The organism is Methylorubrum populi, assembly GCA_036946625.1.
GTDB lineage: Bacteria > Pseudomonadota > Alphaproteobacteria > Rhizobiales > Beijerinckiaceae > Methylobacterium > Methylobacterium populi_C.
In genome coordinates this window covers 47293-66139 of sequence record JAQIIU010000002.1, presented here as the reverse complement: position 1 = coordinate 66139, position 18847 = coordinate 47293, and the positions used below count along the sequence as shown (strand labels likewise).

17 protein-coding genes, 2 tRNA genes and 4 pseudogenes are annotated in these 18847 nt (G+C 65.1%); 16 read left to right on the top strand and 7 right to left on the bottom strand.

Annotation, left to right across the window (positions count from 1 at the left end):
• Positions 1-296 precede the first annotated feature (296 nt).
• From PGN25_01975 to PGN25_01960, 4 genes are all read left to right on the top strand, one after another.
• A complete protein-coding gene (locus PGN25_01975; protein ID MEH3116397.1) occupies positions 297-992 on the top strand; it encodes a fumarylacetoacetate hydrolase family protein in 696 nt (231 codons plus the stop codon).
• Between the two features lie 169 nt (positions 993-1161).
• Positions 1162-1638 (top strand): NUDIX domain-containing protein, encoded by a 477-nt coding sequence (locus tag PGN25_01970; protein ID MEH3116396.1) that lies wholly within the window; start codon positions 1162-1164, stop codon positions 1636-1638.
• A 131-nt stretch (positions 1639-1769) separates the two neighbouring features.
• Positions 1770-1844 (top strand) — tRNA-Gly (locus PGN25_01965).
• A 216-nt stretch (positions 1845-2060) separates the two neighbouring features.
• A tRNA-Leu gene (locus tag PGN25_01960) sits at positions 2061-2145 on the top strand.
• 99 nt (positions 2146-2244) lie between these two features.
• On the opposite strand, the gene PGN25_01955 is transcribed toward PGN25_01960, so the two are convergent.
• Entirely contained in the window at positions 2245-2631 is a 387-nt protein-coding gene (locus PGN25_01955; GenBank protein MEH3116395.1) for a metalloregulator ArsR/SmtB family transcription factor, read from the bottom strand.
• Positions 2628-3248 carry a peroxiredoxin gene (locus PGN25_01950; GenBank protein ID MEH3116394.1) on the bottom strand — a complete coding sequence of 207 codons (621 nt, stop codon included), beginning with the start codon at positions 3246-3248 and terminating at the stop codon, positions 2628-2630. The genes PGN25_01955 and PGN25_01950 overlap by 4 nt, the downstream gene beginning before the upstream one ends.
• 81 nt (positions 3249-3329) lie before the next feature.
• On the opposite strand from PGN25_01950, the gene PGN25_01945 reads away from it, so the two are divergent.
• The 6 genes and pseudogenes from PGN25_01945 (at position 3330) to PGN25_01920 (ending at position 9167) form a co-directional block, all read left to right on the top strand.
• Entirely contained in the window at positions 3330-3767 is a 438-nt protein-coding gene (locus PGN25_01945) for a YeeE/YedE thiosulfate transporter family protein (GenBank protein MEH3116393.1), read from the top strand.
• The gene (locus PGN25_01940) at positions 3767-4225 is read left to right on the top strand and encodes a YeeE/YedE family protein (protein ID MEH3116392.1); all 459 of its coding nucleotides are present in this window, start codon (positions 3767-3769) and stop codon (positions 4223-4225) included. Before PGN25_01945 ends, PGN25_01940 begins: the two co-directional genes overlap by 1 nt.
• Positions 4203-5855 (top strand): TIGR01244 family sulfur transferase, encoded by a 1653-nt coding sequence (locus PGN25_01935; GenBank protein MEH3116391.1) that lies wholly within the window; start codon positions 4203-4205, stop codon positions 5853-5855. Before PGN25_01940 ends, PGN25_01935 begins: the two co-directional genes overlap by 23 nt.
• The gene (locus tag PGN25_01930) at positions 5852-6634 is read left to right on the top strand and encodes a sulfite exporter TauE/SafE family protein (protein MEH3116390.1); all 783 of its coding nucleotides are present in this window, start codon (positions 5852-5854) and stop codon (positions 6632-6634) included. Before PGN25_01935 ends, PGN25_01930 begins: the two co-directional genes overlap by 4 nt.
• Positions 6635-6779: 145 nt before the next feature.
• A pseudogene (locus PGN25_01925) lies at positions 6780-7625 on the top strand (MBL fold metallo-hydrolase).
• A gap of 381 nt (positions 7626-8006) precedes the next feature.
• A pseudogene (locus PGN25_01920) lies at positions 8007-9167 on the top strand (ISL3 family transposase).
• Positions 9168-9410: 243 nt separating this feature from the next.
• On the opposite strand, the gene PGN25_01915 reads toward PGN25_01920, so the two are convergent.
• Positions 9411-10334, bottom strand: coding sequence for a LysR family transcriptional regulator (locus PGN25_01915; GenBank protein MEH3116389.1), 924 nt, complete (start codon positions 10332-10334; stop codon positions 9411-9413).
• Positions 10335-10484: 150 nt separating this feature from the next.
• Here PGN25_01915 and PGN25_01910 point away from each other — a divergent pair, with 150 nt between their 5' ends.
• On the top strand, positions 10485-11354 hold the full coding sequence (locus tag PGN25_01910; protein ID MEH3116388.1) for an NmrA family NAD(P)-binding protein: 870 nt from the start codon (positions 10485-10487) through the stop codon (positions 11352-11354).
• 85 nt (positions 11355-11439) lie between these two features.
• Here PGN25_01910 and PGN25_01905 read toward each other — a convergent pair.
• The 3 genes and pseudogenes from PGN25_01905 to PGN25_01895 all read right to left on the bottom strand — a co-directional run bounded on the left by PGN25_01905 (position 11440) and on the right by PGN25_01895 (position 13629).
• Positions 11440-11911 (bottom strand): annotated as a pseudogene (locus PGN25_01905) (RidA family protein).
• Positions 11908-12648 carry an amino acid racemase gene (locus PGN25_01900; protein MEH3116387.1) on the bottom strand — a complete coding sequence of 247 codons (741 nt, stop codon included), beginning with the start codon at positions 12646-12648 and terminating at the stop codon, positions 11908-11910. Before PGN25_01900 ends, PGN25_01905 begins: the two are co-directional and overlap by 4 nt.
• A gap of 135 nt (positions 12649-12783) precedes the next feature.
• A complete protein-coding gene (locus PGN25_01895) occupies positions 12784-13629 on the bottom strand; it encodes an AraC family transcriptional regulator (GenBank protein MEH3116386.1) in 846 nt (281 codons plus the stop codon).
• A 144-nt stretch (positions 13630-13773) separates the two neighbouring features.
• Here PGN25_01895 and PGN25_01890 point away from each other — a divergent pair, with 144 nt between their 5' ends.
• Both PGN25_01890 and PGN25_01885 read left to right on the top strand, forming a co-directional pair.
• Complete coding sequence (locus PGN25_01890; GenBank protein ID MEH3116385.1) at positions 13774-14778, top strand: bifunctional helix-turn-helix transcriptional regulator/GNAT family N-acetyltransferase; 1005 nt, start codon at positions 13774-13776, stop codon at positions 14776-14778.
• Between the two features lie 124 nt (positions 14779-14902).
• A complete protein-coding gene (locus tag PGN25_01885) occupies positions 14903-15337 on the top strand; it encodes a DUF2000 domain-containing protein (protein MEH3116384.1) in 435 nt (144 codons plus the stop codon).
• Positions 15338-15841: 504 nt separating this feature from the next.
• Here the strand turns inward: PGN25_01885 and PGN25_01880 are convergent.
• The gene (locus PGN25_01880) at positions 15842-16327 is read right to left on the bottom strand and encodes a helix-turn-helix domain-containing protein (GenBank protein ID MEH3116383.1); all 486 of its coding nucleotides are present in this window, start codon (positions 16325-16327) and stop codon (positions 15842-15844) included.
• A gap of 95 nt (positions 16328-16422) precedes the next feature.
• On the opposite strand from PGN25_01880, the gene PGN25_01875 reads away from it, so the two are divergent.
• From PGN25_01875 to PGN25_01865, 3 genes and pseudogenes are all read left to right on the top strand, one after another.
• The gene (locus PGN25_01875; GenBank protein MEH3116382.1) at positions 16423-17247 is read left to right on the top strand and encodes an enoyl-CoA hydratase/isomerase family protein; all 825 of its coding nucleotides are present in this window, start codon (positions 16423-16425) and stop codon (positions 17245-17247) included.
• A gap of 14 nt (positions 17248-17261) precedes the next feature.
• The gene (locus PGN25_01870) at positions 17262-18164 is read left to right on the top strand and encodes an alpha/beta fold hydrolase (GenBank protein ID MEH3116381.1); all 903 of its coding nucleotides are present in this window, start codon (positions 17262-17264) and stop codon (positions 18162-18164) included.
• Positions 18165-18600: 436 nt separating this feature from the next.
• Positions 18601-18816 (top strand): annotated as a pseudogene (locus tag PGN25_01865) (LysR family transcriptional regulator).
• The last annotated feature ends 31 nt before the right edge of the window (positions 18817-18847 follow it).

Sequence of the window (18847 nt, the reverse complement as noted above, 5' to 3'; positions counted from 1 at the left end):
GCCCGGCCACCGACCGTTCCCGCTCCGGCGACGACGGCGCGGCGGGAGTTTTGCGAGAGACACTCAAGAGACACTCATCAGATAGGTCGCAGGAACGGCCTTTGCACGCATGGCCGCCGATGCCGGGGGAGAACCTGCGGGAGAGGTGGGCGGCGGCATGGCACATCCCGGGCACTTCCGGGTTTCCTTCCCGCGGCGCATCGTGCCGCCAAGAGCGATCCGAGATCGATCCAAGAGTGATCCAAGCGCGATAGCGACTTTCGAACCGTGACTTCCGACCCGAGGCTTGAGGCGCCATGCTGTCCGTGATCCCGAACCCGCCGCGCCCCACCCTGCCGATCCACGGCAGTTCCGACCTGTTTCCCGTGCGCCGCGTCTATTGCATCGGCCGCAACTACCGGGCCCATGCCCGCGAGATGGGTGCCGACGAGCGCGACCCGCCCTTCTTCTTCCTCAAGCCCGCCGACACGCTCCAAGCCGTGCCCGAGGGCGGGACGGCCGAACATCCCTACCCGCCGCGCACCGGGAACTACCATTTCGAGGTGGAACTGGTGGCCGCCCTCGGGCGGGGCGGGCGCGACATCCCCGTGGAGAGCGCCGGCACCCGCGTCTACGGCTACGCGGTCGGCCTCGACATGACCCGGCGCGACCTTCAGGACGAGGCCAAGCGGCAGGCCCGGCCGTGGGAGCTCGGCAAGGCGGCCGACTTCTCCGCGCCGGTCGGCCCGCTGCGACCGGCGGGCGTCGTCGGGCATCCGCGCTCCGGGGCGATCACGTTGTCCGTCGACGGGGCGGAGCGCCAGCGGGGCGACCTCTCGGAGATGATCTGGTCGGTGCCGGAGCAGGTCGCGCTGCTCTCGACCTATTTCGAACTGCATCCCGGCGACCTGATCTTCAGCGGCACGCCCTCGGGCGTCGGCCCGGTCCGGCGCGGTGAGACCATGAGCGCGCGGATCGAGGGCGTGGGCGCGATCCGCCTCAGGGTGGTGTGAGCGGCGTGCCCGCGACGCACCCAAGACCGCGGCCATGACGCGCCTTTGCCGTCGGGACGGCACCGTCCCGAAGGGCGGCGGCCGGCTTGTCTGAAAAGACGATGCACAATCGAAAACCCGGACCGTCGCCCCGGATGCGGCATCCGGGGCGACGGTCCAGAAACCGGGCATGATCGTGAACCTCGACCGTCCCTGGCTCCAGCGTCTGACCCTGCGCGCCGCGCTCCTCACCCGCGGCATGACGCTCGGCGTGCGCGGCGTCGCCGTCGACGGGCAGGGGCGGGTATGCCTCGTGCGCCACACCTATATCGGCGGCTGGCACCTGCCCGGCGGCGGGATCGAGCCCGGCGAGAGCGGCCCCGCCGCGATGATCCGCGAGTTCCGCGAGGAGGCCGAGGTCGTGGTCGGCCCCGACGTCGCCTTGCGGCTGTGCGGCTTCTTCCTGAACCCGAGGGCGCAGCGCCGCGACCACATCGCCCTCTACATCGCCCCTTCCTTCACGGTGGCGGGACCGAAGCGACCGGATCGGGAGATCGCCGAGAGCGGCTTCTTCCCCCTCGACGCCCTGCCGCCGGACACCACCCGCGCCACCCGCGCCCGGCTCGCCGAGATCCGCGACGGCACCACTCCGGCCGAGTTCTGGTGAGCCGCGCACATCTCGACGCAAGAACCTCGACGCAAGAATCTCGAACCGGGCGCTTGCATCCCCCGCCGGAATGGTGTTTAGACAGCGCCACCGACGGGGGCGCCCAGGGCGCCGAACGGACGGACAAGAGAGCGGGTGTAGCTCAGGGGTAGAGCACAACCTTGCCAAGGTTGGGGTCGAGGGTTCGAATCCCTTCGCCCGCTCCAGTTTTATCAATAGTTTAGCGAGAGGCCGGGTGCTTACCCGGCCCTTTTCGTTTAGACTGGGTAAGCATCAGGTAAGCCTCAAAGGGAAAGTCAGAGCGAGCTCCGGCGTTGTGCGTCGTAGTTCCGCGTCGCTTGGCTCGGGATTCGCCGACCGGGCCGTCGGCGATCAAACGTGTGCACCGGTATCGCGAGACCGTGGAAGCTAAGCGGTTAAACGCGGGCGTGGCGGAGTTGGTAGACGCGCCGGATTCAAAATCCGGTTCCGCAAGGAGTGTCGGTTCGAGCCCGACCACCCGCACCATACCGCAGAGACGGCACGCGCGGTGCGTCCCGAGGGCTGGTCGGCAACACCACCAGTTCGTGCGGGCGGTGAGCCGGACGACGGCTCGCACGTTCCCCCTTATCCGATGCGCGCGAACGATGCGGCGCCGATCGGGCCGGACGCGGCTCGGCCGCGGGACGGGGCGGCCCGCCGGGCGCGTTCCGGCAGGCGCCCGGCTCCGAACAGCGCGAACAAGGCTCGCACGTGCTCCTCCGCCCCGTCGTCGGCGATGCTGTAGAAGATCATCCGCGCCTCGCGCCGGGTCGTCACCAGTCCCGCACGGCGCAACTCCGCGAGCTGCTGGCTGAGGGCGGGTTGCCCGATGCCCGTCGCCGCCTCGATCTCGCCGACGGCGCGCTCTCCCTCGAGGAGCAGGGCGAGAACCATGAGGCGCTGCGGCTGCGCCAGGGCGCGAAGGCGCTCGACCATCGCGTCCGCCCGGCCGCGATCCAACGCCCCGCTCATACGTCGGGCCTCAGCCGGTGGAACCAGTCGGCCGCCCCGTCGGCCGGAAGCTCGGGCGGCAGGAGGACGTCGTCACCCGGCCGCCAGTCGGCGGGCGTCATCGCCCTGCCGTCGGCGACGCGCCGAAGCGCCGTCACCGTCCGCAGCATCTCGTCGACCGAGCGTCCGACATTCATCGGATACCAGCTGTTCGCCCGGATGATGCCCTCGGGGTCGATGAAGTAGGTCGCGCGGATCGCCGAGGAGTCGGTCGCGCCGGCGTCCAGCATTCCATAGGCCCGTCCGATCGCCATCGACGGGTCCTCGATCACGGGAAACGGCACGTCGACCCCCGCGAGCTCCCGGATCGCCCGCATCCAGGCCACGTGCGAATAGAGACTGTCGACGGACAGGCCCAGCAGCGCGCACCCGATTTCCTCGAAGCGCGGAGCCGCCTTGGCAAGCGCGATGAACTCGCTCGTGCAGACCGGCGTGAAGTCCGCGGGGTGAGAGAAGAACACCAGCCAGTTCCCCCGGAACCGATCGAGGCTCGTGTCTCCCCGCGTGGTCCGGGCCGCGAAGTTCGGCGCCGCGTCGCCGATCCGAAGGGGGCGCGGCGGGATGTCGATCTCGATCATGCACCGGAACATGACAGCGCCCGGCGCTTGACGCAATACGTATACAGACATATGCTAAGTATGTATTCATGGAGTCGCGGCATGACCGAGACGTTCGCAGGTACGCCGCTCACCGCCCTGGGCGGCGGACTGACGATCGGCGTCGCGGCGGCGTTGATGCTGCTCGGCAACGGCCACGTCGCCGGTTGCAGCGGCCTGTTCGCGCGGGCGGCCGGGATTTCGCGGAACGGCGCGCCACGCGCCGTCGCCGCCGCCTTCGTGGCCGGCCTGCCGCTCGGCGCGGCCCTGATCGCCGCGGCCGGCGGTGTCCAGGCCCGCTTTCCGGGCTCGCTGCTCCTGCTGGCGCTCGCCGGGCTCGTCGTCGGCTTCGGCACGCGCCTCGGCTCCGGCTGCACCAGCGGACACGGCGTGGTCGGCATGGCGCGCCTGTCGCCGCGCTCGCTGGCCGCGACGGCCGTCTTCATGGCGACGGGGATCGCCACCGTGACGCTGCTCCGGATCGCCGGGTGGCCGGCATGATGCGGCAGACGATCGTGTCGCTCGCGAGCGGCATCCTCTTCGGAGCCGGCCTCGCGATCTCTGGAATGATCGATCCCGCGCGGGTCCGCGCCTTTCTCGACGTCGGCGGCGCATGGGACCCGACGCTGGCCTTCGTCATGGGCGGCGCGCTCGTGCCGATGGCGCTCGCCTGGGCGATCGTCCGGCGCCGGTCCCGTCCCGTGGCGGCGGCGGAGTTCCACCTGCCGGCGACGACGCCGGTCGACGCGCGCCTGATCGCGGGTGCGGCGCTGTTCGGCGCCGGCTGGGGGCTGGCGGGCCTGTGTCCCGGACCCGCGATCGCGGCGCTGGCGATCCGTCCCGTCCCCGCGGCGGTCTTCTGCCTCGGCATGGCGGCGGGATTCGGCCTGTTCCGCCTGCTGCCGGAGCCCCGGACCAGGCAAGAGGAGACGCGGCATGACCTTCAAGCGGCTGGATGACCGCCTCTCCGTCTCGCCGCAGCCCGGCCTCGGCGACATCGCGCGGGCGGCGCGCGAGGGCTATCGCTCGATCATCTCGAACCGTCCGGACGGGGAGGAGGCCGGGCAGCCGACCGCCGCGGCCATCCGGGCCGAGGCCGAGCGTCACGGTCTCGCCTTCGCCCACATCCCGATCGAACCCGGCAAGGCGACCGACGCCGACGCGATGGCGCGGGCGCTCGACACGCTGCCGGGACCCGTTCTCGCCTTCTGCCGCAGCGGCGCGCGGTCGACGACGCTCTGGGCGCTCGCCCGGGCCGGCAGGGACGATGCCGCCACGCTGGTCCGAAGGGCGTCGGCCGCCGGTCACGACATCGCCGCGCTCGAGCCGGCGCTCCGGCGCCGGGCGCGGCCGCGCGGCAGGACCTACGACGTCGTCGTCGTCGGGGGCGGCGCGGCCGGCATCGCCACCGCGGCGAGCGTCCTGAAGCGCGACGCCAGGGTCACGATCGCGATCGTCGATCCGGCCAGGGACCACTTCTACCAGCCCGGCTGGACGATGGTGGGGGCCGGCGTCTTCACGGCCGAGCAGACGCGCAGGGACGAAGCCGCGGTGATGCCGAAGGGCGTCGAGTGGTTCCAGGCGGCGGCCACGCGCTTCGATCCCGAACGCAATGCCGTCGAGCTCGACGACGGCGGCCTGCTCGCCTACCGCGTCCTCGTCGTGGCGCCGGGCCTGCGCCTCGCATGGGAAAAGATCGCGGGGCTCGCCGAGACCCTCGGGCGGGCCGGCGTCACGTCCAACTATCGCTACGATCTCGCGCCCTACACCTTCCGACTGGTCAGGCAGCTGCGGCAGGGCCGTGCCCTGTTCTCGCAGCCCCCCATGCCGATCAAATGCGCGGGCGCCCCGCAGAAGGCCCTGTATCTCTCCTGCGACATCTGGCGCGATGCCGGCGTCCTGCCCGCGATCGACGTCGAGTTCCACAACGCCGGCGCCGCCCTGTTCGGCGTTTCGGCCTACGTCCCGGCGCTGATGGCGTATGTCGAGCGCTACGGGATCGACCTCCGGCTTCAGTCCAATCTGGTCGCGGTCGACGGCGACCGCCGGATCGCCACCTTCGAGCGAAAGACCGACGGCGCGTCCGAGCGGATCGAGCTCGGGTTCGACATGCTCCACGTCGTGCCCCCGCAGGTCTCGCACGACGTGGTGGCGACCAGTTCCCTTGCGGCGCCCGGCGGCTATGTCGACGTCGACGAGGCCACGCTGCGTCACAAGCGCCACCGGAACGTCTTCGCCCTGGGCGACGCGGCCGGCACCGGCAACGCGAAGACGGCCGCGGCGGCGCGCAAGCAGGCGCCGGTGGTGGCGGTCAACGTGCTGGCCGCGCTCGACGGCAAGCCGCCGGTCGCCGACTATGACGGCTACGGCTCGTGCCCGCTCACCGTGGAGCGGGGCAGGATCGTGCTCGCCGAGTTCGGTTACGGCGGCAAGCTGCTGCCGAGTTTCCCGGCGTGGCTGCTGGACGGCACGCGCCCGAGCAGGGCGGCCTGGTGGCTGAAGGAGCGCGTGCTGCCGACGCTCTATTGGCACGCCATGCTCAAGGGCCGCGAACCGCTGGCCCGGCCGCATCGGATCGGCGCCGCGTGACCCTCGAACCGGCCCAGTACCTGCTCGGCGGCGTGTCCGGCGCGGTGGTCGGCTTCACGCTGGGGCTGGTCGGCGGCGGCGGCTCGATCCTCGCCGTGCCGCTGATGGTCTACCTCGTCGGCGTGCCGAGCGCGCACGCGGCGATCGGCACCAGCGCCTTCGCGGTCGCGGTCAACGCCACCACGGGACTGATCGGCCACGCCCGCGCCGGAACCGTCGAATGGCGGTGCGGGGCGATGTATGCCGCCGCCGGCGTCGTCGGCGCGCTCGCCGGCTCGACCGCGGGCAAGGCGTTCGACGGGACGCGGCTCCTGTTCCTGTTCGCGCTCGTCATGGTTCTGGTCGGCGTGCTGATGCTGCGCAGGCGCGAGGCGGAGGGCGTTCCCGGTGCGCGGTGCGATCGCGAGAACGCTCCGCGAGTGCTCGGCTTCGGCACCGTCACCGGGCTGTTCTCGGGCTTCTTCGGCATCGGCGGCGGCTTTCTCGTCGTGCCGGGCCTGGTCGCGGCGACCCGGATGCCGATGCTCCATGCGGTCGGCACGTCGCTGATCGCGGTCGCGGCCTTCGGCCTGGCGACCGCCCTGAACTACGCCCGTTCCGGCCTCGTGGACTGGCCGCTCGCCGGCGTCTTCGTCGCGGGCGGCGTCGCGGGCGGCCTCCTGGGAGCGATCGCGTCCCGGCGCCTGTCGGAGAGCCGGGGGGCGCTCACCACCGTCTTCGCGATCCTGATCTTCGCGGTCGCCGGCTACATGCTCTGGAGCAGCGCTTCGGCGCTCTGACCATGCGACGGGACCGCCTCTCCCCTCCCGCCGCGACCGGGGCGCCGCCGATCCTCGTCGGCCCGTCCCGCGCCCGCCGACGACCATCATGGAGATCGACATGCTCGAACATCGCCACCAGGGAATGACCGTCGCCTCGCTGCACGACGACCGGACCGGCAGCTTCCAGTACGTCGTCGCCGACGAGGCGACCCGCGCCGCCGCGGTGATCGATCCGGTGCTGGACTTCGATCCGCGCGCCGGCGTCACCTCGACCGCGAACGCGGATCGCCTCCTCGACCATGTCCGTTCGCGAAAGCTCGAGGTCGAGTGGGTTCTCGATACGCACCCTCATGCCGATCACTTCTCGGCCGTCCCGTATCTCGCCGGCAGGACGGGCGCCCGCACGGCGATCGGCGCCGAGATCGTCCGCGTCCAGAAGCTGTGGCGGGAGATCTACTGCCTGCCCGATCTGCCCGTCGACGGCAGCCAGTGGGACCACCTGTTCGCGGACGGCGAGCGCTTCCGCATCGGCGAGCTCGAGGCCCATGTCAGCCTGTCGCCCGGCCATACGCTCGCCTCGGTCAGCTACCTGATCGGAGACGCCGCCTTCGTCCACGACACGCTGATGATGCCCGACAGCGGCACGAGCCGCGCCGATTTCCCGGGCGGCGATGCGGCCGCGCTGTGGCGCTCCATCCGCGCGATCCTCGACCTGCCTCCGGAAACGGTCACCTATGTGGGCCACGATTACGGGAAGGACGGACGGGAGCCCCTCGGCCGATCGACCGTCGCCGAGCAGCGCCGCGCCAACGTTCACGTCCGCGACGGCATCGACGAAGAGACGTTCGTCGCCGCCCGCCGCGAGCGGGATCGCACCCTGCCGCTGCCGGACCTCATGCTGGCCGCCCTTCAAGTCAACATCCGCGGCGGCCGGCTGCCCGGCGAAGAGGGCTGCGGCACCGCGTTCCTGAAGGTGCCGCTCAATCGCTTCACGTCCGTCGTCGCCTGAGCCTCGCCCTCAGTTCCCCATTTCAGAGCTCGATATGCTCTGTTGAAGGGCTCATGCAGTTTCGGCGAGGCGCATGAGGTTGGGGATCAGCACACGAGACGAGTTCGCGGCGTTGGGACGGGGTGTCGCGCGCGGTGAGCGCCGATCCGAGGTTGGCGCTTTGTGCTGGCTGAAGCCACTCTCGACGTGCCAACGCTGGTTGCAGAGCGGTCGGGGAAAGCGATGGCGCAGCGCCCGCCGGTACGGCGTCTCGGGTCAGCGCCGACCGGTGCTGCGCCGCTTGAGCCGGCCCCTTTGAGTGTTCTCTCCGTCGGGTTTGGTGGAACGGTCGACGTGACGGCTGGCTCGTGGCGAAGGTCGTCGCCAGGACCAGATCGAGGCATGACCTGCTCTGCCCTCTGCCCTCTGCCCGGCTGCCGCCTCGTCCGTGTCGCGCGCGATGGCCCGCCGGCCTGATCGTCGTCGCCCAGGCTCGGCACGATCACGCCCGATGCCCAATGTGCCGGACCCTGAGCACCTCGGTCCATAGCCGGTATAAGCGACGGACCGCTGACCTGCCGGCCAGCGGCAAGGTCGTTCAGCTGCAGTTGACCGTCCGGCGCTTCTAATGCCGCGAACCGGCCTGCCCCGCCGCACCTTCGCCGAGCGGTTTCCGAAGCTGCTCGCCCACCACGCCCAGCGCACGCGCCGCCTCGCCCGGGCGCACACCACGACCGGTCCCGCCCTCGGTGGGCTGCCCGCCGCACGACTGCTCACGCATCTGGTCATGCCGACCGGCGCTACCACCCTGCTGCGGGCGATCCGGGAGCTACCGCTGCCTGACGCCGGCCCACCGCACGTCGTCGGCGTCGACGACTGGGCGTTGCGCAACGGCCGGACCTACGCCACCATCGGCGTGGACCTCGGACGCCGCAGGCCCCTCGCACTGCAGCCCGACCGTTCGGCCGGGACCTGGGCCGCCTGGCTCCGCAGCGAGCCATAGGTCCGGCTCGTGGTGCGCGACCGCTCGACCGAGTACGCCCGCGCCACCGCGCTGAGCGCGCCCGAGGCCGTGAGGTCGCCGACCGGCGGCACCTCCTGCCCAACACCCGGCAGATGGTCGAGCGCTGACTCGTCCGCGTCCACCCGCGCCTGAAGCAGTTGTCCTGGCATCTCCTGTGCGAGCCGAACGATCTCGACACCGGCGCCGCAGCGGCGGTCGCGCGCGTGGTGCAGGATAAGGAGGCGGCCCGGGTCGTTGAGCGCGCCCGTCGGTTCTGCCGGATCTTGCGTGGTCGCTGCGGCGGCGCGTAAGCCGTGCCCGGTATCATCACCGCCTTCGATGCGTGGTTGGGCGAGGCCCGCGCCTGCGGCGTGCGGGTGGTCGAGGGCTTCGCCGACAGTTTGCATCAGGATGCGCCCGCGGTCCACGCTGGCCTTTGGCTGCCCTGGGGCGGCGGGCAGGCCGAGGGACAGGTCAACCGGCTTAAGATGCTCAAGCGCGCCATGTACGACCGCGACAAATTCGCCCTGCTGCGCCGTCGCTTCCTCCTCGCAGCCTGATCCATCAAACCCGACGGAGAGCCACCCGGTGAGGGCAATCAACTGGAGTTCACCGCGGTCGATAACGCTGTATTAGGAATAACGCAACATCGTCGCGCGACCTATCGCCGATTTCTGATGGGCTCCATGATCAGAGAACAAATTTCATATCACTATTACAATATAGTGATATGCCAAATGAATAACATGAAGAGATATTACGTTTCGGTTTCTGGCAGACGCGACATACGCGCGGGTCTCGCCTTACGTTTTATGAACTTCTGTTTTCCCTGCGCGTTTGATCAAGAACTTGACGAATGCCGCGACCTTCGCGGGCGGCAGATTGCGTGGAGTGTAGAGCGCAAATAGTGAAAAGCTCTCGCCAAGCCAGTTTGGCAGAAGCTCGACGAGAGCGCCTCGTTCAATCAATGAGCTCACCCCTATCGCCTTCACACGAGCTATGCCAACGCCCGAAACGCATGCGCCAATCATAGTACCGAAATCGGCGACCATTAGTCGGCCAGGAACACTTACGCGCTCGACATCTTTTCCCCGTGTGAATTGCCAATACTCGATTGGCTGGCCCGTGAGCGAGTCCCTTACCTGGATGCACGAATGGTTCGGGAGATCATTCGGAGTAGAAGGTCTCTCGCAGCGTGAAAGATAGGAGGGGGATGCAACTGTGATCGTGCGGGTTTCCAGCAGCTTCCGAGCTATCAAGGAGGAGTCTGGCGGGGTGCCAAACCGAACTGCAACATCGAAGCAATCGCTGATCAGGTCACCTAGATGATCCCGCGCAACGATGTCCAGCGTCAGCTCGGGATGGTCGTTCAGGAAGTCGCCGATGATAGGCGCGAGTAGAAGGCTTGAAAAGAACGCGTCGACGTTGACACGCAGGCGCCCTCGGACTGACACGGCAGCGTCGGAGGTTGCTGTCACGGCCTCATCTATACCGATGAGCAGAGGAGCGACGTTAGAGTAAAATCGCCGACCCTCGTCGGTGAGCGCCACGACGCGCGTCGTTCGATCCAGCAATTGAACGCCCAATCGCGCTTCGAGGCGGCCCACCGCTCGACTAACGCCAGAGCGAGACATTCCCAGAGCCTCTCCCGCGCGGGAGAAGCTTCCAGCCTCTACAATAGCCGCGAGCACGCTAACATTCGAAATAACTCGACCGTCGAACGCCATTGCCCAACTCGTTGCGATAATGTCACCAATCTTATGACATTATAGCACTGTCGGCAATGCTCTCGGCTCGGTTAGAGCATGGGTCGGTCAAGGTCTTGGCCTCGATCGAGCGTCTTGACCCAACCACAGCCGAGCCTTCGGGGAGCGAATATGTACGCCATCACAGGCATCACAGGTAAGGTTGGAGGAGAGTTAGCCCGGACCCTTCTGGGCAACGGCAGACCGGTTCGAGCCGTTGTCCGCGATGTCTCGAAGGCGCGAATTTGGGAGGCGCTAGGTTGTGAAGTTGCCTTGGCCGAGATGGAGGACGCGGAGGCGCTGGCCGAGGCGTTCGTGGGCGCCGAGGGTGTGTTCATCCTGCCGCCGTCTGAATTTGATCCGGCGCCTGGCTACCCGGAAGCGCAACGCGTAATCGATAGCGTTGTGAGCGCTCTGAGGGCGGCAAAGCCGGAACGGGTGCTTTGCCTCTCGACGATCGGCGGTGATGCTTCTCGCGACAATCTTCTGTCTCAGCGCACGATGTTGGAGAAAGCGGTGGCGACCGTCGGGATCCCCGTTACCATCCTGCGGCCTGCTTGGTTCATCGAGAATGCGCTCTGGGATTTACCTTCGGCGCGCGATGCTGGCGTGATTCACAGCTTCCTGCAGCCAGCTGACAAATTGTTTGCCATGGTCGCTACAAAAGACGTCGGGCGAGTGGCGGCAGACCTGATCCAGAAGTGCTGGAGCGGGATGCGGGTCGTGGAACTGGAGGGGCCGCGTCGTGTCTCACCGAACGACATCGCTTTGGCCTTCGGGCGCGCGCTCGGCAAAGTGGTTCGCGTCGAGATCGTGTCCCGCTCCGGCTGGGAAACGCTCTTCCGATCACAAGGGATGAGATACCCGCTGCCGCGGATCAACATGCTCGATGGCTTCAACGAAGGCTGGATCGAGTTCCAGGATGGCGGTGCGAAGGCGCTGAAGGGCCGGATCGACGCGGATGCGGTGATTGCGACCCTTGTTTCCGGACAGGACAGTTAAGCCTGCGGCGCCCCAGCGGGCGAGAGGGTGTAGCCGATCCGACGAACCCGCGCGGTTGCTCGGGCGGGTTCGGAAAACAGCCGGGTCAGGGCGCGATCTCGGAGATGGCCTCGATCTCGATGCTTATGCCGAACGGCAGCGACGCAAAGCCGAAAGCGGAGCGGGCGTATCGTCCCGCGTCGCCGAACACCGCCACGAACAGCCCAGAGGCACCGTCGACAACCACCGGATGCTGCCGGAATTCTGGCGTTGCGTTGACCATGCCAAGCACACCGAACGATCCTACGAACACGCCGCAGATCGCCGAGGTGATCGTGAAGCATGCTCACCACGTTGAACGCGGCCAGACGAGCGTGGGACCGCGCCGCCTCCACGCTCAGTCCGTCTCCGAGCCGGCCGATCTTCAGCTTGCCGTCGTGGTCGCAGGGGCCTTGGCCCGCAAGGAAGAGCAGATTCCCGATCTGGACCGCGGGCAAGAAGTTTCCGACAGGCTCGCCTGCCGGGATCAACTGCAGGCCGAGCGCCTCCAGCCGCGCATAGGGGTCTTCGACCGTCAAAGCCCAGGCTCGCGCAACGGGGCCCCCAGGGCGAAATCAACCGCGTTCTCTACATGTAGCTCGGTGGTGTCGAACATCGGGAAGTCCGGTCGATGTTCCTGCTTCAAGAGAAGCGGGATTTCCGTACAGCCAAGGATGACACCCTCGGCTCCGCGCCTCTCCAGCCCGGAGATGACATCGAGGTAGGCCGTCCTGGATGCCTCGGTGAAGACGCCTGCGCAAAGCTCGTCGAATATGACCCGATCGACTACATCCTGCCCCGCGACGTCGGGCGCGATGGTCTCGATCCCGAACAGCGCTTCGTAGCGCGAGCTGACATGGGTCCCTGACATCACAGGCTTGGTGCCAAGCAGGCCCACTTTCTTCAGCCCCTGCCTCCGGATCGCCCGAGCGGTAGGGTCGACGATGTGCAGAAGGGGAATATCGACGCCGGCCATGAAGGTTGGCGCAGTCTTGTGCAAGGTGTTGGACACGCAAATGATCAGATCAGCGCCACCCCTCTCAAGCGCCACTGCTCGGTCAGCTAAATAGGCGCCAAGCTCGTCCCATAGTCCTTCGATCACGCATTTGGCGCTGAATGCAAAGTTCATGGAGCTGAGGAGGATTTCAGCGGTATTGAAGCCACCAAGGCGATCCTTGATAGCCTTATTCGTCCGAACATAATAATCAACGGTTGCCTGATCGCTTGATCCCCCCAGGATGCCGATCCGTTTCAGCCTTCCGACAGTAGCAGCCACTTTTTCGTCTCCAAGAGCGTTAAGACACACCGTGCGCGAGCGAACGATGATAAGGATTGGACGAGAGTGCTCTCACACTGAGCACCACCCAGCAGAGAGACCTGCATATCGCGGAAAATCAGCGCACGATCGAGCTCAACGTCTCCGCGAATCGCAGGTGTATCGGCCTGGCGTAGTGCCATAGGCCAAGCGGAAGTGACGGATCAGATGACTTTGATCGTAGAAGCCACAGTTACACGCGACGTCGGCGGCAGATTCCCCACGGGCCAGACGACCTCGAGCCGCGTTCAGCCTGATCTGTGTCAAATATTTGTGCACGGACATTCCAGTGGTTTTGCGGAAGCTGCGCATGAAATAAAATCGACTCAACCCTGCTGATTCTGCTATATCGGCAACACTGAGATCGGTCTCATCTAGACGAGCGCGCATGCAGTCGACGGCAGCCTGAACTGCACGCGGTTCAAAGCCGGTCTTCCGACGAGATCGACCTGAAAACAGGTAGTGGACAAGCAGAAGCTCCATCGCCCTCATGAAGGCGTGCTGAAGCCCAACGACCTCAAGTGGCATGTGGCAGATTGCTTGGTGACAGGCGGCGATGAGATCGTTGACCTTATAGTTATCGAATACCGCCGTCGATGGTAGATCGATGTTGCTTGTTTCACGTCCAGAGAACGTGGCGTTCGCGACAACTGTCAGTGTCTCGGCATCTGGGTAGAAGGCTCTGTGAGACCACTTTCCGCCGCTAACAGCAGGTTCGCCGGTATGTGGCTCGCCGGGTCTGATTACAACGAGGCTTCCAGGCGTAGCAAAGGACTCTCGATTACTGATCCTATGCCGCTGGCATCCAGCCTCGAATACGGATACGACGAATTCGTCGTGAAAATGTTCTGGAAATTGATGGCCAGTTTCGTGTGCCACAAGCAGGTCGACCCCGCGAACACCGAGCGCTGAGTCTCGCCAAAAAGCGATTCCATTCTCCATAGCGGCCACTCCTGGGCACGGCGGACTTCTTGCAATTCGGCATGCGGCCGGGGTTTCTGATACCGACCAGAACCAACTGGGACGGCGAGCACCCCTTGCCCCTGGGTCGCTCTCGATATATAACTAGTTATATAGAGGTGTATAATGCCTGGCGACGTCGTCAAGGAATATCCATTCCTTTTCCTGGGCAGTAGGCTGAAACGCCTGGCCGAGCGGATGCAGGGGGAGATCGTGCGGGTCAGTGGTCGCGCTGGCCTGGAGCTGCAACCAAGCCAGCATCCCATCCTACTGACGCTTGATTTGTATGGCCCGATTACGATTGGCGCGCTGAGTGACGCCTTGCAGGTGAGCCAACCGAGCGTAACGCGGGCGGTCGGGCGGCTGGCTGAAGCTGGGCTCGTCTCCGTCACCAAAGCAGGCCGGGATCAGCGCTGTAAGACTGTCACCTTAACTTTAGAAGGCGTGAGCACACTCGAGAAGGCCCGTGCAGTCCTTTGGCCCTACGTTGAAGCCGTCGCGCGCGAGCTGTTCGGGGGGCTTTCGGGGCCGATGCTGGATCAGGTATCCGTTGCGGAGAGCCGGATGGACGAGAAGTCCTTCGGCTCACGTATGCTTGCGCACTCTCAATCCGGACTTCGTATTCTCGAATTCAGCGATGAGCTTGCGGATAACTTCCGCTTGATCAACGAAGAGTGGATTGGCTCGATGTATCGGTTGGAACCGACAGATATCGAGATCCTGTCGCATCCACGAGAGCATATCATTTCGCGGGGCGGCACAATTCTTTTTGTAGAAGCAGAAGGGCTTGGAGTAGTTGGAACATGCGCTCTGCAAAAAGTGGGCGAACGGCGCTTTGAGCTCACCAAGATGGGAGTTCTTGAGGCTGCACGGGGCCGCAAGGCCGGAGAGTTCCTACTCCAGGCTGTGCTTCAGCGCGCCGAGGCACTGGGTGCTGAGTTACTTTACCTACTGAGTAACTCGAAATCTGCTGCGGCTGTGCATCTGTACGAAAAAGCCGGCTTTGTGCACGACAGCGACATCATGCGAGAATTCGGCGCACGTTACACAAGATGCAATATCGCAATGCGTTATTTGCCCGAGAATCGGCCTCATAAAATCGAGGAGCCAACAGGTTCTGGGGCGCAGTGATGCCTTGGGACTTCGACATACACATCCCAGTGCGCTGAGAGCGGCTCATGAACTCGAGTCGTCGAATCAATTGATTAGAGATGATTGTAGATTGCAACGCAATAACTATGGATGTAGGCTGACAATGCCTGATAGGCAAGCTGTGGAAGAAGGCGAACTTCAGCGCTGCGTGATTGTGGTCGATGCTGATCTTCCCGTGGGCCGCGCCGCTAACGCAGCCGCCGTGATTGCCCTGACACTTGGCAAACGCCATCCGCACCTCGCCGGCATTGACCTTATCGATAAGTCAAACAATGCGCATCCGGGACTAATCCCTATCGGAATAGCCGTGCTGGCCGCTCCTGTGGGAGAGCTCGGAATTCTTCGTGAGAAGGCTATCGGCCGTGGACTTGACGTGGTGGATTTCCCTAGCCAGGGACAAGAAACCACCGATTACGAGGCGTTTCGGTCCGCCGTCGCTGAATTGGAGACCAACGCGCTAACCTATGTGGGCGTCGGAGTCTTTGGTTCGCGCAAGGCAGTTGGCAAGGTGGTCGGAAAATTCGGACTTCTAAGGTAGCGCAGCCAGAAGCAGCGCCATGGCTCGAATTATCTCCCCCGTGAACACGTCAGCGCGACGGGAGTGTCGTCAGAGCGCGTGCATGATGTACGCGGGGACGGCGTAGTGGTGGTCGAATTTCTGAAGGATGTGCCCGGCTTTCGCCCTTCCGGGCTTCACCCACCATATGCTCGCGATCCCGTTGAGCGGATGAGAGCGGCGGTCCGCGTGCCGGACGGTTGCTGACCGAATCGTTGGTCAGCGCGATTGCGATCCGCCTGTTGCATTGGGCGGCCGACACACCGAAAGCCCTGCGAGCGACGCGCGGTGAAAGCATCGGAGAGCAACGCATCCGCAGGGCGATTGACTACATGCGGGATAAGCGAGCGTCACAGTCTGCGCAACGTAAAAGTCTGAATGCTTTCGGCGCAGCTCGCTCCAGATATCCATTTTAGAAATTATAATCTTGCGATCTACGTCATGAGTAGTTGTTGAAATTGAACAACTCGCGTATTCATCCGCATTCTAAAACTCTTTTTCTGATTCAGACCGCGGTCCAATATCGGCGACGCCTAAACGCACGTCCGTATCCGCTTGCTGTAGCACCTGGCCGTCGGCCGCCATCAAGGCAAGGCGGCGGGTGGGTGAACCATTGCGCCGGTCCTGAAGGACAGTCATCGCCTCGCCCGTCTGAAAGAGGTTGGCTTCACCCCATTGGCGTAGCGCGACCAGAACCATCCACAGCTGCCGCCCCTTCTCTGTCAGGTGGTACTCGCCATAAGCCGAGCCGTTCGGGTCCGGCCGTTGCTCCAGGATGCCGTGCTCAACCATCTGAGCCAAGCGAGTGGACAGCATGCTCTTGGACACGCCGAGTTCCTTCCGGAACTCGCCGAACCGGCGGGCCCCATGCAGCGCGTTGCGCACAATCAGCAGGGTCCACCAGTCGCCGATCTGATCGAGCGAGCGGGCGATCGGACAGGGGTCCTGGGTCAGCGGCGTCCTTTTCACAATCCAATCCATCACGAGCAGCAAAAGTGGTTGCAATATAGAACCGCTCGGCTTACATCGCAAACGGTTCGATCTTAGAACCACAGCGGGAGGCTCTCATGGCCGCTGGCTACGAAACGCTCAAGCTGGAGCAGAGGGGCGCGGTGCTGTTCGCCACCATCGACGCTCCGCCGATGAACATGCTGGGCCCGGAACTGGTGCGGGACCTGGTGTCGCTGATCCAGACCCTTGATCGCGGCGAGCCCCACAAGGTCGTGGTCTTCAAGAGCGCTGACCCCGACTACTTCATCTCCCATGTCGACGTGACCAAGATTGCCGCCTATCGCGAGGAGGCAGCCAGGCTCACTGGTGAGGCGTCCATCGCCCTGCTGTTCCTTCGGCTGTCGCAGACCAAGGCGGTGACCATCGCCCAGGTCGAGGGTCGCGTGCGCGGCGCCGGCAGCGAATTCATCTTGGGCTGCGACATGCGCTTCGCAGCGCGCGGCCGGGCCGTCTTTTCCCAGATGGAGCCGGCGTTCGGTCTTATTCCTGGCGGCGGGGCGGCGCAGCACCTCGTGCGGCTGATGGGCCGTGGCCGGGCGCTTGAGGTGATGCTTAGCGCCGAGGATTACGACGCCGACCTGGCCGAACGCTATGGCTGGGTCAATCGCAGCTTCGATCCCGAGGCGCTTGGTCCGTTTGTGGCTGACCTCGCCCGGCGGATCGCCAGCTTCCCCGCCGCCGGCCACGGCGTGGTCAAGGATCGGGTCAACGCGATCTCCCTGGCGCCGGCTGAAGACTTCCGCCGCGACTCCGACCTGTTCGGGGAGGGCGTGAAGAACCCTGAAGCGCAACAGCGCATCCAGGCCGCCTTCAAGGGCGGCTTCCAAACCCGTGACGCCGAGATGGACCTCGGCCGCATGCTCGGCGCCTTGACCGACTGATTAAGGAGACCCCGATGTCCAACTTCAAGAAAGAAGACGTGCGCTTCCCCGCTGAGGGTGGGATCGACCTGTCGGCCTGGCTGTTCCTGCCCGAAGGAGCTGGGCCCCACCCCGGAATCACCATGGCCCACGGCTATGGCGGGACCAAATACCACGGGATCGAGCCGATGGCGGCATCCTTCGCCAAGGAGGGCTTCGCGGTTCTTGTGCACGACCATCGCGGCTTCGGCGACAGCGGCGGCGAGCCGCGCCAGGACATCAATCCCTGGCAGCAGATCACCGACTGGCGGCGCGCCATCTCCTACCTGCAGGAGCGCCCCGAAGTGGACGAGAGCCGCATCGGCCTGTGGGGCACCAGTTTCGCCGGTGGCCACGCCATCGTGCTGGGCGCCACCGATCGCCGGCTGAAGGCTGTGGTCTCCCAAGTGCCGACCATCGACGGCTTCGCCGCCGGTCTGCGGCGCGTAGCGCCGGAGTCGATCGCCGATCTGGAGAAGAAGTTCGCCGAGGATGAGCGCGCCCAGCTGCGCGGCGAGCCGCCAATGACCCAGGTCGTCGTCAGCGAGGAAGTCGCCAACAGTCCGTCCTACAGCGCGGCCGACGCGGTCAGTTTCTACCTGCGCCCGATGCCCGCCGGCGTGTGGGAGAACAAGATCACCGTGCGCTCCACCCGCTGGGCCCGCATGTACGCGCCCGGCGACTTCGTGGACCGGGTGTCCCCGACGCCGTTGTTGATGTTGGTGGCCGAGCAGGACCACATCGCTGTCACCGACTTGGCGCTGAAGGCCTACGAGAAAGCGCTGCATCCGAAAAGGCTGGTCATGATCAACGGCGGCCACTTCGACCCTTACCTGGGCGAGTTTGACACCGCCTCGGGCGCCGCCATCGACTGGTTTAGGACCAATCTAATGAATTGAGTGGTACTGGGACTAGATCACCATGTAGGGCGCTCGATCTAAGTACCGCGTGGTACGCGCTTTTAGGAAACGAACTATCTGCCCGGCATCGGGGGGCGGCGAACACTGCGCCTTGGCCGAGTCCACTTGAGGTGCAAAGACCTATCGAGGCGATCATCAACTCCTGCTTTGGTTTAGATTTTGATGATTAATACTTGAATGATCGTGACTTCAGTGGTCGTCGCTCGGCAAGTCGCCGCTTGGGCCTTCAGCCGCAATTCAATAGCGAGGTGCGCCGGAGCTGATCGTTCGCCGAAATCAATCGAGCGGCTGAGAGCAGCTCCTTCGCCATCGCCTTAATCGCTTCGACGCCTTGATGAAATTCATGGCGACAGGGCCGGCTACACCGCCGGACCGTCGATTGTTGACCCTGTGACCGAAATCGTGAGGTGCTGAAATGGAACTGCGTCACCTCCGCCACTTCGTAGCTGTTGCGGAAGAGCTGCATTTTGCCCGTGCTGCTGAACGGCTCAGGATGGAGCAGTCGCCGCTCAGCCAATCAATCCGGAACCTCGAAGCTGATCTTGGCGTAAAGCTTTTACAACGCACAACGCGTCGCACATGGTTGACGCACGTCGGCTCACGTTTTTACTATGACGCGCAACGTATACTTCGAGATTTTACTGCGGCGACCATGGCGGCAC